A 16,420-nucleotide genomic window follows, 5' to 3' on the forward strand; every position below is an offset into this window, starting at 1 on the left:
GAAGGGAGAATGGCCTATCTGGACCATCACCGCAGCATGAATCTGCTGGTCGTGAAGATTCGTCAGTTGATTCGGGGGCAATGGTATCGCCGTAAGAAGGACGATCGTCGGTATCAGTCCAAGAAGCAGGAAGTTAGGGTCACTGATTACACGGATGCCGTGCTGGATCGTTACGCACGTACCGTTGTGGTCAGGGTCAATCTGTCTTAGCACAAGGAGTCTCAAGCTAGTCAGCGTGTTGAGCACGTTTTTAATGATCTCGACAGGTTAATTGCCGAGCGTGAGCGCAACCCAATTTTTGATCATGAGACGGGCTATATCTGTAGCGTCGAGCAAGGGCAGGATCGGGGCTACCACATCCACGCTGCTTTCTTCTTCAACAGTGCCAAGGTGTGTCGGGATATCTACAAGACACGGCAGATTGGCGAGTTATGGGAGGGGATGACGCGGGGAGTGGGCTATTTCGACAGCTGCAATCAGGACAATGGCAGGTACGGGGACAGTCTGGGAATCGGAGTCATCCTTCGCAATGACCGGGAGGTCCGTTCGCATGTCCACTATGCGATGCGCTACCTGGTCAAGGATGATCAGCAGCTACGGCTGAAACCCTGGGGAACTCGATGTCTGCGAGTGGGATGTGTTGGTAGGTAGTTATCAGTTTGAGATGGCATTGGGAGCTTGCAATGCACTAGTTGGCCAAGGATGAAGGCACCCAGCATTTGCGGATGAAGCCTAAAGGATCTAGATGTTTGCGTAAGGGCAGCTTAGCAAGCCGACGCAGTAGAGATGCAGAAGGAGTCAGTAAAAGTTTGGGAAAACTCCTGTTGTATTAGATGAAATAGCGAGAGACCATAATAAAATTATGGCGAGTCAAGTGGTGCGCTAAATGCGATGGTTAGTTGTTAGCTCTGGTGAAATAGAAAAACTACCAGTGTGGAAGCGTACTGTGGGTATCTCGAAAGATGGGAGTATTTTTGTTCCGGCTGCTATTGGCGGTATCGAAAAAGCCGTTTCGACTTCCACCTTAAGGGATAAAATATCTGTCCGTATTCGAGATAATCATGTGTATGTACCAATGGTTTGGCTCGCTGAAAACTATCCACGCTCTTTGGATGAGTGTTGGATTTTGGGGAGTGCAGCCTTTAAATCAAGTGCTACACGAATAGGGATGCAGGTCGAGTAACCTCTGAGGATACTTTTTGATGCGCAAGGTTATTTAGGTTATTGTTGGCGAAGACTCAGTAACGCATGCTCTAGTGCAGCAATGGCTACCTCGACCTGCCCTACCAACTGCTGGAGCTGTCCCGAATCAATCTTTGAATTCTGACATGCGGTTTCCAGTCTTCTACAGCACTCCACCAATTGCTCGCCCTTTACTACTCGCGCAGCGCCTTTGATCCGGTGGGCCAGCTCTACAAGGCTGTCTATCTCACCGTTTTGCAGTAGTACCTGCATCATCTGACAGTCCTTTCGATTGCTTTTGATCAGTTCATCAAGGATCTGCTGAAACTTGATCGGTTCGTTACTGATTAGAAGCTCCAGCGGTGCAAGATCTACCAGTTTGAACGAATCAGGTATGGATATTAGTTGCTCCGTGGCAGGCTGATCTACGTCATCAGCCAAATAGTGCTCCAACAAGCGGGCGTCCAGATCATCAATTCCGATCGGTTTGATCAAGCAATCGTTCATGCCCGCGAGAATACACAGCTCTAACTCCTCTGGTTGTGCATCGGCGGTAAGGCCGATTATCACCGTAGGTTCCTGTGCGCTTTCCAGCTCTGCTCGCCGAATTGCCCGTGTCAGTTCGATACCGCCCATGATCGGCATATGGCAGTCGGTGATGACAATATCAAAAGGTTGCTCGCGCCAGTGTTCGAAGCCCTCCCGGCCGTTTTCGGCCTCGCTGACATCGTGGCCGAGAAACGCCAACTGCTGAGACAACACCTTTCGATTGACCTTATGATCATCCACCACCAGTACCTGCAAACGATAACGTTGTTTGTGCACAGGTGTCGCTAGCATCGGCGAGATGCTGATGCGCTCCAGAACTTGTAAGCGCAACTCAACGTCAATTTGCGTGCCGCGGCCTAGCGCGCTATTCATGCTTAACCGGCCACCCATCATCTCGCAGAGTGAACGACAGATTACCAGGCCCAAGCCAGAACCTTCGGTTTGCTGCACAATTCGTTGCACTTGGGTAAAGGGGCGAAACAGCCGCTGCTGATCAGTCAGACTGATGCCAACCCCCGTGTCTTCGACGCTAAGCCTTACGTTGAGTAGGCTGCTATCGATCAAGACACCTGTAATGCTGACCTTTACCGCGCCCTCTTCAGTAAACTTGATCGCGTTGCTGACGAGGTTGGAGAGGATTTGCTTAAAACGCAGTGTGTCAACCAGTACGTCGCAATTGATGCTCGAGTCGATCTCCAGTACCAAGTTCAGGCGTTTCTGCCGGGCCAGCCCTTCAAACACCCGTGCGACCGACTCAATCAACTCCCTCAGGTTGGTGCGTTTTGGCGAGAGGCTCAGACGGCCAGATTCGATGCGTGCAATATCGAGAATATCGCCGATTAATTCCAGGAGACTTTTCGCAGAGGTATGGGCAATTTCGATACTGGCACGATCGATAGGTACGCTATCGGCGCGCTTGAGCGCTAGCTCAAGAATACCAATAACGGCGTTCATTGGCGTACGAATCTCATGGCTCATCGTCGCCAGGAAACTACTCTTGGCCCTGCTGGCTTCGTCCGCATGACTCTTCGCTTCTTGTAGCTGCTGCACCAGTTGTCGATGTTCGGTGATATCCAGCCAGCCGCAGATAATTCCCTGGGTGATGCCCTTTGAGTTTTGGAACGGTTGTACCCAGTGGCTAATCCATACCTCTTTTCCTTGTAGCTGAATGGTATGTACCGATTCGATCGTCTGGCTGTCACGTATGGCATGCAAGTGCTCCTGGTGAAACTCAAGCGAGCTCTCAAAATGTTGCCTAGGTAGCTGATCGGGTGTCTTGTTCAGCACCTGTTCACTGCTCAAGCCAACACTCTTGAGGAAGCTGCGGTTGCACGACACCATGCGTCCATTGGAGTCACACACGTAAAGGGAAGGGGGCATACAGTCAGTCAAGGTCTCGACAAACCGTAGTTGGTCGTTGAGTTTCTGCTCGGCTTTGGTTCTTACTTTGACCTCGCGACGTAGGTAAAACACCCAGACCAACGCGAGCAACAGCATCACCACTGCGGCTAATACAATTTGACGGATCACCCGTTCATAATTGATCCAGGTCTCTCCGCTCATACCCGGTGGGGAGCGCCAGCGGTTGTAAAGGGTATTGAGCTCATCCGGCTCCATGCTTTGCAATACCTTCTCTATTATGGACTGCAATTCCGCGTCACGTCGTTGGTAAGCAAAGCTAATCGTGCCAGGTTCGATATCAAGCGCCTGAGTGACGACCAGTTTGTCGCGAAATAACCTCTCGATGTAATAGCGTGCTGCGGGTAGCGCTGTGACCGCGGCATCAACCTGTCCCTCATAGAGAAGATTCATTGAATTCACTGTGCTACCAGCTTCGATCAGTATCGCTTTGGGGTAGAGTTCGTGCAGGCTTTTTATAGCGACGTGGCCGGTGGCAATCGCCACACGTTTATCGGCCAGGTCTACTAACTTGTGTTTTTCTTGACTGTTGGTGAGCAGCACAAAGGGATCGACGAAGAGCGGTCGGGAAAAGCGCAGGAACTCTTCACGTTCAGGGCTGGCAGTCATAAGTGCCAAATCGGAGTCGCCCGTTTGTAGCGCATTCATGATTTGCGAGAAACTACCGCTATACGACGTCACCTGAAAATGCAGACCGGTACTGAGTGTTATCACTTCAAGAAGATCGGCTACACTGCCGATAAATACCCCATTGGAATCGAAGTATGCACTTGGGGCCAAGTCGTCATTGATCACCAGTCGAACCACCGGATGACGCTCAATCCATCGGGATTCTTGCACCGTGAGGTCGATGGGATCTGATCTGGGAACGAAGTTGTTACCAACCCAGCGCATCGCGAAGTGCCTCATTTGATTCTCACCGATGGCGACGATGGCGCTGTTAACCAAGCCTTGGAGTCGCGTATTGTCTCCGCGAAAGGCATAGCGGTAACCGTCGATGGATAGTTCGCTGAATCGCTCAAAGCTCAAATAACCGTAGAATGAACGATTAATTTGGTAATAAGCGCTATACAGGTCGTCGAGATAAACATCTGCCTGCCCAAAGGCGGCAGCGGCAATCGCCTTGTCGTGGTCGGAGTAGACCTTGAAATTAGCCCGAGGATACAGCTGCTGTAACTCGTTAATGTGCTCGCGGGTGACCGCCACACTCAAGCCTGCCAAATTGGCGGGCGAATGCCGAGACTCCGAACGACGCTTGAACACGGCAAGCCGATCCTGGGTGTAAGGCTTGCTGAAAATCAGATCCAGGGGCGATGCTTGGCCATGATTTCCGCTGATCAAATCTATAGTACCTGCTATCAGCGCTTGTTCGGCTTCCTCGTCATTGGCGAATGGAACGACCTTCAACGGCACCCCCAATAGCTGCGAAATGAGGTTCGTTGTATCAGCACTGATACCCTCGTACTGATTTTCTGCAGTCTTGATCGAGAACGGTGCCGATTCGCTGGCGGATACACCGACCTTCAGCTCACTTTTGTGTCGCAGCCAGAGCCAATCTTCAGGCGAAGCTTCCATTTCGTGGTGGTCAATATGTAACTTGCTGGCAAGCGCCTGATAGGGCAAAGGTATCTGTGCATACACTGCAGGAGTGGTTATCAGGAGTGGGCACAGGATTAGCCAGAGAGAGCGTAGGTACATGGGGGTCAGACCGAAAGTGCCCAGGGGGGCGGAGCCAACCCTTGCGGGAGTGGTATTGGGGGCGTGACGTAACGATAGTAGTCGTCAGCGATTCGGATAGCGCGCTTTTAGTTCAGCACTATTGCCTTCGTTCATTCATCAGGTGATGTCTCAGCCCGGCGAGTACTTCGGTCCATGCAGTAGTTTATGAAGTGACTTTCCGGCATAGGTCGGGCAAATAGAAAGCCTTGGGCAACGGTGCAGCCCAGATCAATCAGTCGAGCCTGCTGCTCGAGGGTCTCTACACCTTCGATGACCAATTCGATGTTCAGAGACTGCGCGAGGGCCACCGAACAGCTGATGATTGCCGCGCTTCTGGGTTGGCTTTGCATCTTGTGTACAAATGCCCGGTCAAGTTTGATCTCGCTGAACGGCAGTTCGCTGAGCCTGTCTAGCGATGAGTAGCCTGCTCCAAAATCATCCATGGCAAGACCACATCCGAGAATGCGCAAGCGTACGAGGTTTTCCAGGCTATTGGCCGGTGCATTGAGCAGACCTGATTCGGTGATCTCGAACATCACGCTAGACGGTGACACTTGCGCCTGTCTGAGGAGTATCGGTATACGATGAGTCAAAGCACGGTTGGCTAATTGCATAGGATGTAGGTTAAACGCTAAGTGGGACTCCAACCTTAGCTCCACCAGTCGCTGATGCAGCGCCAAACCCTGCTCGAACAGATGCCAGAACATTCTGTCTATCAGGTGGTGTTGTTCCATCACCGGTAAGAAGTGCGCAGGTGTTAGCACCCCCAGTTGCGGATGGGCCCAGCGTGCGAGCACTTCTGCTCCTACCAACGCTTGCCCTTGAAGGGTGACTTTGGGTTGGTAATAAGCCTCGAACTCGCCGTTGTCCAAACCTAGCAGCACGTCGTTTAGAGTTGGCAGTTCGGACGGAAGTAATAACCTGGGCGTGGCATTACAGTGCGCTTGGTAGCGCGTGATTAATTCATTGAAACCCTCCTTGTTGAATGGTTTCCCCAGATCGCCGAGATAGGTTAGACCAAGGCAGTGGATCATCGATGCAGTGGCATGGCGTAGAACTGGATCCAGTTCGCTGCACAGCGCTACTGCACGGACTTTTCTACTGCTGCTGGCATGGCGTAGGAAGGCTAGCCCGTCGGTACCTGCCATTTTAAGGTCGCAGAGAACGATATCTATGTGGCTGCAAGTTTCGAGGGCAGCAATTGCTTCGTCTCCGTCAGCGGCTTGCAGGACGGGGCTCGACAGTATTTTCTCCAGCGCGGTCACAGTGACCAGGCGTTGGAATGGTTCATCTTCCAGCACCATCACAGTCAAGTTTTGCATTGCGCATCTACACAAAAAAGGGGGGGCAGTGTGAGAGGGTGCGACTAGAGTCTAAATGAGAGGCTTCCTATCTTTTCTAGGAAATTTCCGAAGGCAGACAGCCGAAGGTCCTACAGTAGGACCGGTTCGTCTAATGGTGTTAGCCTTAGCTATCCTTAAGTTGCACTGCTGCGCACCGCCGCGCTCAAGAGGTAAAAATACGATGCATAGTGTTCTCATAGTTGACGATCACCCGGTGGTTCGGCTATCGGTCAAGATACTGCTGGAAAAGCACGGTATGCGCGTGGTCGGCGAGGCAGACAATGGACTTGATGCTGTTCAGCTAGTACGTGAGTTAACCCCGCAGGTGGTGATTCTCGACATTGGCATTCCCAAGCTTGATGGCTTCAGCGTCATCACCCGCATCAAGGCCCTGAACGTGCGCAGCGAGATACTTATGCTGACTTCGCAGCCGGCCGACGCCGTCTGCCGACGCTGCATCCAGCTCGGCGCCCGTGGTTTTGTCAACAAGGAAGAGGGGCTCGACAACTTAATCGCTGCCGTCAAGGCTGTGGATGCGGGCTATACCTTCTTCCCTTCGCTGGTCTCTGACAGTGTAATTTCAGCTGATCAGTTGACTGAACTTAAGCAGATCCAATCGCTGACCGACCGAGAGTTGACAGTATTGCAGTATCTTGCCCAGGGTTTTTCGAACAAGAAGATTAGTGAAAAGTTATTCCTTAGCAATAAGACCATCAGCACCTATAAGACCCGTTTATTGCAAAAGATCGGCGTCGCTTCGTTGGTGGACCTAGCTGAATTTGCCAAGCGCAACTCGCTGACTATCTGATCGGCATCTGAAATTATGTAGGATATTTCCTAGCCTGTCTTGGGTAACGTCCTGCGTACTTCTACATTCCTAACGCATATTCTGGCCCAGGCTCGATGGTTTCGCGACATTTGAGCTTCGAGGGCTCAACTGAACTCCCGATAGGACAAAAAATTAATTTAGGAATGTAAAATGAAATTCAACAAACTGGCCATAGTGACAGCGTTGATGTTAGGTGTTGCCTGTGGCGTACAGGCTGCTGACGAAGATCCAGCTCCAGCTCCAGCTCCAGCCAAAGACCAGGGTCACGGTAGAATTACGTTTACCGGCGCTATTATTGACGCTCCTTGTTCTATTGATCCGAACTCTGTCGATCAAACTGTTGAATTGGGTTCGATATCTAACATTACCCTGGCTAACAGCGGTAACTCCGAGCCGAAACCTTTTGAAATTCGCCTTGAAAAGTGCAGCCTTGCGACCGCTAAAAATGTCAAGACAACGTTCGATGGTCCGGCCGGTGCAGGTGGTTTGCTGGGTATCACTGGCGATGCTAGCGGTGCAAGCATTGCAATTACTGATGGTAACGGTACGCAGGTTGTTATGGGTACCGCGACAGCAGGCCAACTAATTAGCGTAGGTGCTACTAACGCCACTCTGGCGTTCAGTGCTTATCTCAAAGGTAACGGTGGTGCTGCGGACACCATTAACCCGGGGGCGTTCAATAGCGTCGCTAACTTTATGCTGTCCTACAACTGATTTGATCTCAATATAAATTTTTATGCATGTGGGAAATATTACCACATGCATTTTTTATCTGCTTAACACCAGTCGTCTGGTCGCTTGCGGTCTTCTAATATTTTACCGATTCTAAAAGATAGTCTTCTATTTGCAGCCTGTTGCCTGATTGGCTGCTCGTCGGTGCTCGAAGGTGTGAAATGAGTCTTTGTATTGTGAATATTGGTCTTGAGTTAACGCCTGCCGCTTAAGTATTAAATTTATAGGTGTCATGTTTAATTTGATATTTGATAGTTAGGTGGGGGTAGAGTTTTTCGGGGTTTATGTGCATGCACATATTTATGCTCTGCAGTTGGTACGCACTAGCCCAATCGTTACAGTCTCGAGCAGTTATCCCACGTTATAACCTTAGTCAAGGTGAGTGGTGATTTAACGGTTTTTAGTCTCGTGCTCGCGGACAGTCCGCCGGCGCCCGGGTTTTTTTTTTGTTTGTTTTGGGACTGTTGGTTAGCAGTGATATGTGGCCGGGCACAACAATATTTTGAAAGTGATTGGCGTATGTGCGGCGCGAAAAAGAATTTAATTGGATAGATTAAGTATGAGGGGGCCTAGCTGGGCGCTGTTAACTTTCTGCTTGCGCACACTTGGTGTTTTTATAGTCTGCACATTTGGCGGTGTAGGTTATTATGCCAGTGCGGAAGAAATACAATTCAATACTGACGTTCTAGATGTTAAAGATCGCGAGAATATTGATTTGAGCCAGTTTTCCCGTGGTGCTTATATTATGCCGGGCGATTACACGATGCTCGTGCGTATTAACAGGCAGGAGCAGCCTGAGCAGTCTGTGGTTTTTTACCACTCAGAGCAGGATGCAAACGACAGTGTGGCGTGTCTCAGTCCGGCGCTGGTCGAGCAGTTCGGATTGAAGCCAGATATCACCAAAAAACTAACATGGTGGCATCAGGGGGAATGCCTGCTACTTGAAAGTCTTCCGGGCGTCACAGCACGTGCTGAACTAGGAACTTCCAGCCTGATGGTGAGCGTACCGCAGGCCTATCTGGAATATGCCATAGATAGCTGGGATCCTCCGTCGCGTTGGGACGAAGGTATCCCTGGCCTGTTCGTCGACTATTACATGAACGGCCAAAGTCAGCGCGAGGAGCAAGGCGGTGGTACCTCCAACAGCCTGAGCGGCAACGGCACGGTGGGGGCCAACATGGGCGCCTGGCGGTTGCGTGCCGACTGGCAAACGCGGCTGGATCATCGCAGCAATGGCCAGGGCTCGGGCAATAGCTGGGACTGGAGCCGTTACTACGCCTACAAGGCTATCCCAAGCCTCGGGGCGCAGGTTTCGCTGGGTGAGAACTTCCTGTATTCCGATATTTTTGACAGCTTTCGCTTTACCGGCGTCAGCCTGATCACCGATGACAGCATGTTGCCGCCTAATCTGCGTGGTTACGCCCCGGAAGTTGCAGGCGTTGCGCGTACTAACGCCAAAGTGGTGATCAGCCAGCAGGGCCGGGTGTTATATGAAACTCAGGTTGCCTCGGGGCCGTTCCGCATTCAAGACATTAATGATGCCGTTTCTGGGCAATTGGATGTGCGGGTAGAGGAGCAAGATGGCAGCGTACAGTCGTTCACTGTCGAAACCGCCAGCGTTCCTTACCTGACCAGGCCAGGCGCCGTGCGTTACAAGCTAAGCAGCGGCCAACCCTCAGACTTCAGCCATAGCACCGAAGGGCAGATGTTCATCGCCGGAGAAGCTTCGTGGGGGGTGAGTAATGGTTGGTCGCTTTACGGAGGAGGTGTAGACGGCGGTGATTACAAAGCCCTGGCCTTAGGCATGGGACGTGACTTGATGATATATGGGGCATTGTCGTTTGACGTCACCCAGTCGCGGGCCCAACTGCCTCAAACGGAGCAAGACACCCTGAGCGGCGCCTCTTATCGGCTGCGCTATTCGAAAAACTTCGACAAGTACGACAGTCAAGTGACCTTTGCCGGGTATCGTTTTTCGGAAGAAGACTACATGTCCATGAGCGATTATCTGAATGCCCGTAGCTTCGGCACACGTAATGAAAACAGCAAAGAACTATACAACGTCAGTTTCAGGCAGAACTTCCGCGACAGCGGGTTGAGTACCTATCTCAATTACGACCACCAGACCTATTGGAATACCAAGGCCAACGACCGATACACGTTTACCTTGTCTAAGAACTTCAGCGTCGGTCAGTTCAGGGCACTAAACCTGTCGATGACGGCGTACCGTAATAAGTACAACGGTTCCAACGATGATGGCATGTACCTCTCGCTCTCACTACCACTGGGCGGAGGTAACAGTTCTGTCAGCTATAGCGGTAGCTACGATCGTGATGCAAACAGTCATCAGGTGGGCTACTACGACCGTCTCGAAAATGGTGACAGTTACCAGCTCAATGGCGGCAAAAACAGTAGCGGTTCCACCGCCAGTGGCTTCTACAGCCATGACGGTACCCTGGCCCGGGTCAATGCCAATACCAGCTATCAGGAGGGCCGTTATGCGTCGGTCGGTATGTCGCTGCAGGGCGGCGCGACGGCGTCCACAAAGGGGGCAGCGTTGCACCGCTCGAACATTATTGGCGGTACTCGAATCCTGGTCGACACCGATGGCGTCGCGGACATTCCGATCTCGGGGTATGGCGCTTCTGTTCGCACTAACCGATTTGGTAAAGCCGTGGTCACCGACGTCAACAGTTATCACCGTAACCAGGTCAGCATTGACCTTAATAAATTGCCGGAAAATGCCGAAGTGGCACGCTCGGTAACACAAGCCACTCTGACTGAGGGAGCTATTGGCTATCGCCGGTTTGAGGTAGTGGCCGGTGAGAAAGCGATGGTGATCATCCAACTGAGCGATGGTTCAACCGCACCCTTTGGTGCCACGGTGAAAAACCCCAAGGGCCAGAAAGTGGGCCTCGTGAGTGACGATGGCAGCGTCTACCTCAGCGGCATTCAACCCGGTGGGGAAATGAGCGTGTATTGGAATGGTCAAGCGCAGTGTGCGCTGCAGATGCCAGCGCAGATTTCCGAGGGCGACATGGCAGAACTGGTGTTGCCTTGCACACAAATACCTTCCAGCGATTCGCCAAAAAAACCGCTGAGTTGACGCCGTACTGCAAAGACACCTGCTGCACGTTTGGCAGGCTGGCGTGACGTTCCTTTCGGCGGACTTCTTTTTATTTTTTCAGTGACACAAACGGTGAGTAACTAAAGATGAACATACAGAGTAATCCTCTTTCCAGCGTGGTTGGCGGCTTGCTGTTGAGCGTGCTGGGCTTGCAACAGGTGCAAGCCGCCGTGTCGCTGGATCGGACCCGGGCGGTATTTAACGGTGGAGAAAAGTCCATCAGTCTCAGTATCAGCAATGAAAACAAAACGCTTCCTTACCTGGCGCAAGGCTGGGTGGAGGATGAGCAGGGCAATAAGATCACCAGCCCTTTGACCGCACTTCCGCCCCTGCAGCGCCTGGAGCCTGGGGCCAAAAGCCAGATCAAGGTACAGGCCATGCCGGCCGCCAATCTGTTAGTGCAGGACCGCGAGACGCTGTTCTATTTCAACCTGCGTGAAATCCCGCCCAAGAGCGAAAAACCCAACACGTTGCAGTTGGCACTCCAGACGCGCATCAAGCTGTTTTATCGGCCAAAAGCCCTGGGCGCAACCATGGGAATGGTGCCCTGGCAGGAACAACTGACGCTGAAGAAGCAGGGTGACAAATACCAGGTGAATAACCCGACGCCGTATTACGTGACGATAGTCGACGCAGGCAGCAAACCCGACAGCACCGGTGCAGAGGGGTTTGAACCGATTATGGTGGCGCCACAGGGTAAGGAAACGCTGAACCTGAGCGTTTCCGTGCTGGGCCCGACCCCGGTACTGACCTATGTCAATGACTACGGAGGTCGCCCGCAATTGCAGTTCACCTGCATTGGTGAGGACTGCAAGGCCAAGCCCGTCAAGCCAAATTGATGACGGGTGTATGGGGGGCATGACGCAATGAAGGAGCCAAACATGCAACAGCGAAAAAAAGCCAATACAGCTTTGTCTCTCAAGGAGTGGCAATTCCTGTGGGTAAAGCCGGCGGCGGTGCAAGTGGCGCCGCTACAGCCGGTTGACCCGGCTGAAGATAACGCCAATGTGGAAAGTGTTAATGGCGTGTTGCGTGTGCATGGCGCGTTCACGGGAAGTGTCTGCCGGCTGGAAATGCCCTCGACGCAATGGGCTATGGAGCTGGGAGACATTGTTAGCAACGGATTGACGCAGGCGTGTTCAGCCCAACTAAGTTTGCGAACTGACTATGAGTAACGTGAGCAGTGTGGCCACTGAAATGTCACACCGGTATGTGCGCCGTGCCTTGTGCGTTGCTTTGGTTGTGTTGGTAGCTACAGCTCAGTCGGTCATGGCGTCCTCATCCAGCACCATCAATGTGACGGTGATCCTCACGGCGCCGCCGTGCACGGTTAACAACAATAGCATTGTGGTAGTTGACTTCGGCAGCGATGTGCAGACCACCCTGGTAGACGGCAGCTATAAAGTAATGCAAGTGCCTTACACACTGCAGTGCCCGGCAGGAGCCCCCAGAACGATGAATATCCGGATAGAAGGATACGGGGCGGCGTTTGATCGCAATGTGTTGGAGACCAATATCACCAACTTCGGCATTGCAATATTGAATGGTGGGACTCGACTACCTATCAACAGCTCCAAGGAATTCACCTACCCGAACTGGCCGAAACTTTACGCAGTGCCGGTCAAACGTACCGGTTCCACTCTTAGGGGGGGTGTCTTCTCTGCGGTGGCGACCATGAGGGTGGAGTACCAGTGAACAGGTATAACGTGATGAAATTTTATGCGGCCATGCTGCTGTTTCTGGTCAGTGGCATCTTGAGTGCAGCAGATTGGGAGGTAGATAACCTGAGATTCCGCGGCACCCTGATTGAGTCAATGCCGTGCAAGGTGAGTGGCAATAACATTATTGTCGTTGACTTCGGCAGCGACGTGCAGACCACCCTGGTGGACGGCACTTATAAAAAAATGCAAGTTCCGTACTCCGTGCAATGCCCGACGGGAGCCCCCAGTGCAATGAGTATCCGGATAGAGGGCTCGGGCGCGGCGTTTGATCGCAATGTGTTGTTGACCAATATCACCGACTTCGGCATTGCAATACTGAATGATGACACTCGGCTACCTATCAACAGCGCCAAGGAATTCACCTACCCGAACTGGCCGAAACTTTACGCAGTGCCGGTCAAACGTACCGGCGCCACGCTGAGTGGCGGTGTCTTCAATTCGATCGCGACCATGAGGGTGGAGTACCGGTGAGCAGGTTTAACGTCATGAAACTGTATGCAGGCATGTTGCTTTTTCTGGTCAGTGGCATCTTGAGCGCGGCCGACTGGGAGACCGATAACGTGAGGCTGCGCGGCACCTTGATTGAGTCACCGCCGTGCACCATCAACCAAGGCGGCCAGGTGGATGTGGATTTTGGTACTCGGGTAGGCGTGAAAAAAGTGGATGGCGTGAACCACAAGCAAGTGATGAATTACCAAATCACCTGCGACCCGAATTCCAATGCCAGCGACATGACGCTGGAAATCATGGGTACCCCGGCGGATTTCGATGCCGCGGCAGTGACCAGCAACGTGACTGATTTGGCGATCCAGATCCAGCAAAACGGCGTTCCTTTTGAATTGAACAAGGCGATCCCCATCAGTCAGACCAGTCCGCCGAAGCTGTACGCCGTACCAGTCAAACGGGCGGGCGCAGTCTTGATGGAGGGGCCATTTGAGGCCACCGCGACCCTGCGGGCGGTGTACCAATGAGCTGGAGCAAAAGGCACCTCTATGCACTGCCGCTGGTGTTGATGTTTAACCAGACGGTGCAGGCCGAGAATGTTCGGCTACACGGCGCCTTGGTGGCGGAGCCTTGTGTGATTGCGCCTGGGAGTGAGAGCGTGACACTGGACTTTGGCACGGTGACAGACAAGTACCTGTATACCAACCAGCGCACTCACGGCCAGACGTTTGAAATTCGCCTGACGGAATGCGACGCGAGGCTGGGTAAAACCGTGAAGGTGGCCTTCAGCGGTATTGAAAACTCAAATCTGAACGGGTTGCTGGCGGTTGCGGGTGGCAGCCAGGCCAACGGTATTGCCATCGGAATGGAAACCCTCGCCGGCCAGAAACTACCCCTGAATAAGCCTGGCGAAGGCTTTCGATTGGTCAACGGCAGCAACACCCTGACGATGCTGGCCTATGTGCAAGGCGAACCGCAGGCGATAGCCAACAAGAGCATTGAGCGTGGACCTTTCAGTGCTATCGCCACCTTTAGCCTGGAATATGAATAAGGCTGAGAGTGACTGATTGGTGGCCTATGTCTGGTTGGGAAAACGGCGCCTGCATGCGCCGCCAGATGCGGATGTGTGGCACCTGCGTTTGTTGGAATCAATACCGTACTTACGCCCACACCAGTGTCGGGCGTAAGTACTTGTTATTCCTCAATCTCTCGAGATACAGGGCACCCTATAATCACACCGAACTAGGGCGGGCAACACCTGTTCCCTGTCATGGATAAAAGAATCCCAATGATGAACAAATACATACTGACCTTTATCTTCGTCCTCGGCAGCCTGGTGGGTATCCAGACACCCGCTGCTACTCTAGGATTACAAGCGGGCGGAACTACCGCCGACGGCAGAACTAAATACACCGTGACCAGCGTCAACTTCACTAATAACGAAATCGGCGTGAACGGGTTCCTGCAGGGCCAGCACTACTCGATCAGGTTGTATGAGGGGAGCTTGCTGCGGGCTGCGTGCGGCGTGGGCTACGAGGCAGGGTATGATTGCGCGACCCCTTCGTGGGCCTATAGGAACTCTCAATGCGATGACATAAACCAAGCTGCGGCCCTGTTCCGCAGTGCAGTGGGAACCGTGATTTACTTAGGAGGGAGTTCGAACTCTTGGATGATCCAGTGCGGAGGGCAGAAGGGCAATGGATTGGCGGTCAGAGGCAGGCAGAACACGACTCCTACTCCACCCCCTGTATCTTGTAGTGCCAATGACACGCGCCTCACTCTTGCGGGGAAAGTTGGAGAAAGGCTGAAAGGAAACACTACGTGGGACATCAAATGCACCTCGCCTACTGCCCTCCGCATGACTATTTCAAACCGGGGGGAGGTTACAACCACGGGAGGTGGGACGGTCCGGTTAACATTCCACCAGAGTGGAACAAATGTTCTAAATATAGATGACTTCAACCCTATCATTGCAATTATTGGTGAACTGACCAAATCACCAACCACCGCAGGGACCTACACGGGCTCTTCAGTGCTCCTCCTCGAGGTATTGTGAATATACGACCCTTTTTTCATCCGCCTACATGCACTGACAGCGGAGCGCAAAAGCTTATGAAACTTCGCATACGTGAAAGGGGATTAAGCCCCGCCGAGGGTCCGAGCAGCCTAAGCACGGGCGGAAACAAAGTCTTTGAAGCGCGAATTATCTCGTTATTGGGGGGCACCGGGTGTAGCTGGCTAATGAATCGCCCCGGGTTTCGTAGACACCTCTTTGCCTAAAACTGGACTGCCCCCCTCGTTTTCCAGCAACGCCTTCTGCCGAACTGTTAGCGCCGGCGGAATCAGTGCGTCCTGCGCCCGGTCGATTCGGCGGTGCGTGGCCAAATATCAATAGTCCACAATACTTGATGCTGCTATCGGCTATAGGATTGATATTCCAGGAAGTTGTTATTAGCGAATAACTTTAGTTTGTCTGTTGTTTAAGTTGGTTTTCCCTTCCGAGAAATTTCCTGTTTCTCTGCGGGAGCATTCCCGGAAATCAAGCTGTAGTGATCTTGATCCAAATAAATCGACTCTTCTATATGCTTGGTCGCTGCTGGCAGACCCGGTCCGAACTTTTAGTTCAAGCCGGCCGGGGTGCCGGGAACAAGCAGCATTAATTAACTTTTATAAGGTTAGGTAAATCCGTTCTTCCAGGCTGGTGGCAGTATTATTACCGGTTGCTTTCGGAGGGAAGTGTTTTGCTGTTAATTCCTTATAGTCATTTGGGAAAGGAAATCAGATGAAGCGCAAGACTATCTTGTCCATGGCCACTACCGGGTTGGTGCTGGCTGCATTTATTCCAGCTTTTGCTCAAGCCACAGATGGTGTGGTGAAGTTCACTGGTAGCATCACTAGCGTAACTTGCGATATCAACGGCAAGGCGCCGGGCGAAGGTAACGAGCTCAATGTTGAACTCGGTACTGTCAACCCAACTGTGTTTAAAAATATCGGTGATACTTCTCCGTTGAAACCGTTTGTACTGCAACTTTCGGGTGCCAGCTGTACTCCCGAAAAGAGCGTTTCCATTGAATTCGACCAACTCGGCAACGTCGATCCTGCCTCCGGCAACCTCAAGTTGATCGGTAGCAAGCCGGCAACTGGCGTGCAGATTCAGGTCTACAACGACCATGGCACTACTCCGGCGAAAATCTTCCTGGGCCAGGCCGAGAGCGCACCACAGGTCGCTACGATCTCCGATGACAATGCTGCAACCTTGAAGTACCAGGCCGCATACGTATCTACGGCAGCTACTGTCGGTGCAGGTTCGGGCGTGTCCTACATCCGCTACACCCTTGCGTACCAATAACAGCAA

General features: G+C 52.4%; 14 protein-coding genes. 12 read left to right on the forward strand and 2 right to left on the reverse strand.

Features of this window, described 5'->3' with window-relative positions:
* Positions 1-9: 9 nt before the first annotated feature.
* Together AC1RL5_RS09400 and AC1RL5_RS09405 are read left to right on the forward strand one after the other, a co-directional pair.
* Positions 10-210, forward strand: coding sequence for a hypothetical protein (locus tag AC1RL5_RS09400; protein ID WP_219737568.1), 201 nt, complete (start codon positions 10-12; stop codon positions 208-210).
* Between the two features lie 676 nt (positions 211-886).
* Positions 887-1,183, forward strand: coding sequence for a hypothetical protein (locus AC1RL5_RS09405; RefSeq protein ID WP_143031427.1), 297 nt, complete (start codon positions 887-889; stop codon positions 1,181-1,183).
* A 38-nt stretch (positions 1,184-1,221) separates the two neighbouring features.
* Here the strand turns inward: AC1RL5_RS09405 and AC1RL5_RS09410 are convergent, their stop codons facing one another.
* Together AC1RL5_RS09410 and AC1RL5_RS09415 are read right to left on the reverse strand one after the other, a co-directional pair.
* The gene (locus tag AC1RL5_RS09410) at positions 1,222-4,725 is read right to left on the reverse strand and encodes a transporter substrate-binding domain-containing protein (RefSeq protein WP_492589262.1); all 3,504 of its coding nucleotides are present in this window, start codon (positions 4,723-4,725) and stop codon (positions 1,222-1,224) included.
* Positions 4,726-4,979: 254 nt separating this feature from the next.
* Positions 4,980-6,191 carry an EAL domain-containing response regulator gene (locus AC1RL5_RS09415; RefSeq protein ID WP_072451044.1) on the reverse strand — a complete coding sequence of 404 codons (1,212 nt, stop codon included), beginning with the start codon at positions 6,189-6,191 and terminating at the stop codon, positions 4,980-4,982.
* Positions 6,192-6,393: 202 nt separating this feature from the next.
* On the opposite strand from AC1RL5_RS09415, the gene AC1RL5_RS09420 reads away from it, so the two are divergent.
* The 10 genes from AC1RL5_RS09420 to AC1RL5_RS09465 all read left to right on the forward strand — a co-directional run bounded on the left by AC1RL5_RS09420 (position 6,394) and on the right by AC1RL5_RS09465 (position 16,414).
* Positions 6,394-7,020 (forward strand): response regulator transcription factor, encoded by a 627-nt coding sequence (locus AC1RL5_RS09420; RefSeq protein ID WP_072451043.1) that lies wholly within the window; start codon positions 6,394-6,396, stop codon positions 7,018-7,020.
* 171 nt (positions 7,021-7,191) lie between these two features.
* Complete coding sequence (locus AC1RL5_RS09425; RefSeq protein ID WP_072451042.1) at positions 7,192-7,755, forward strand: fimbrial protein; 564 nt, start codon at positions 7,192-7,194, stop codon at positions 7,753-7,755.
* Positions 7,756-8,317: 562 nt separating this feature from the next.
* Complete coding sequence (locus tag AC1RL5_RS09430; protein ID WP_239690663.1) at positions 8,318-10,879, forward strand: outer membrane usher protein; 2,562 nt, start codon at positions 8,318-8,320, stop codon at positions 10,877-10,879.
* A gap of 107 nt (positions 10,880-10,986) precedes the next feature.
* The gene (locus AC1RL5_RS09435; RefSeq protein WP_176876745.1) at positions 10,987-11,739 is read left to right on the forward strand and encodes a fimbria/pilus periplasmic chaperone; all 753 of its coding nucleotides are present in this window, start codon (positions 10,987-10,989) and stop codon (positions 11,737-11,739) included.
* Between the two features lie 42 nt (positions 11,740-11,781).
* Positions 11,782-12,075, forward strand: coding sequence for a hypothetical protein (locus tag AC1RL5_RS09440; RefSeq protein WP_072451040.1), 294 nt, complete (start codon positions 11,782-11,784; stop codon positions 12,073-12,075).
* The gene (locus AC1RL5_RS09445; RefSeq protein WP_239690662.1) at positions 12,068-12,595 is read left to right on the forward strand and encodes a fimbrial protein; all 528 of its coding nucleotides are present in this window, start codon (positions 12,068-12,070) and stop codon (positions 12,593-12,595) included. The genes AC1RL5_RS09440 and AC1RL5_RS09445 overlap by 8 nt, the downstream gene beginning before the upstream one ends.
* A 14-nt stretch (positions 12,596-12,609) precedes the next feature.
* Positions 12,610-13,092 (forward strand): fimbrial protein, encoded by a 483-nt coding sequence (locus tag AC1RL5_RS09450; protein WP_083533719.1) that lies wholly within the window; start codon positions 12,610-12,612, stop codon positions 13,090-13,092.
* A gap of 14 nt (positions 13,093-13,106) precedes the next feature.
* Entirely contained in the window at positions 13,107-13,592 is a 486-nt protein-coding gene (locus AC1RL5_RS09455; RefSeq protein WP_072451039.1) for a fimbrial protein, read from the forward strand.
* The gene (locus AC1RL5_RS09460; RefSeq protein ID WP_072451038.1) at positions 13,589-14,116 is read left to right on the forward strand and encodes a fimbrial protein; all 528 of its coding nucleotides are present in this window, start codon (positions 13,589-13,591) and stop codon (positions 14,114-14,116) included. The genes AC1RL5_RS09455 and AC1RL5_RS09460 overlap by 4 nt, the downstream gene beginning before the upstream one ends.
* Positions 14,117-15,847: 1,731 nt before the next feature.
* A complete protein-coding gene (locus AC1RL5_RS09465) occupies positions 15,848-16,414 on the forward strand; it encodes a fimbrial protein (protein WP_093404178.1) in 567 nt (188 codons plus the stop codon).
* Positions 16,415-16,420 lie beyond the last annotated feature (6 nt).

The organism is Pseudomonas sp. GW822-FHT06D10 (genome assembly GCF_058799535.1).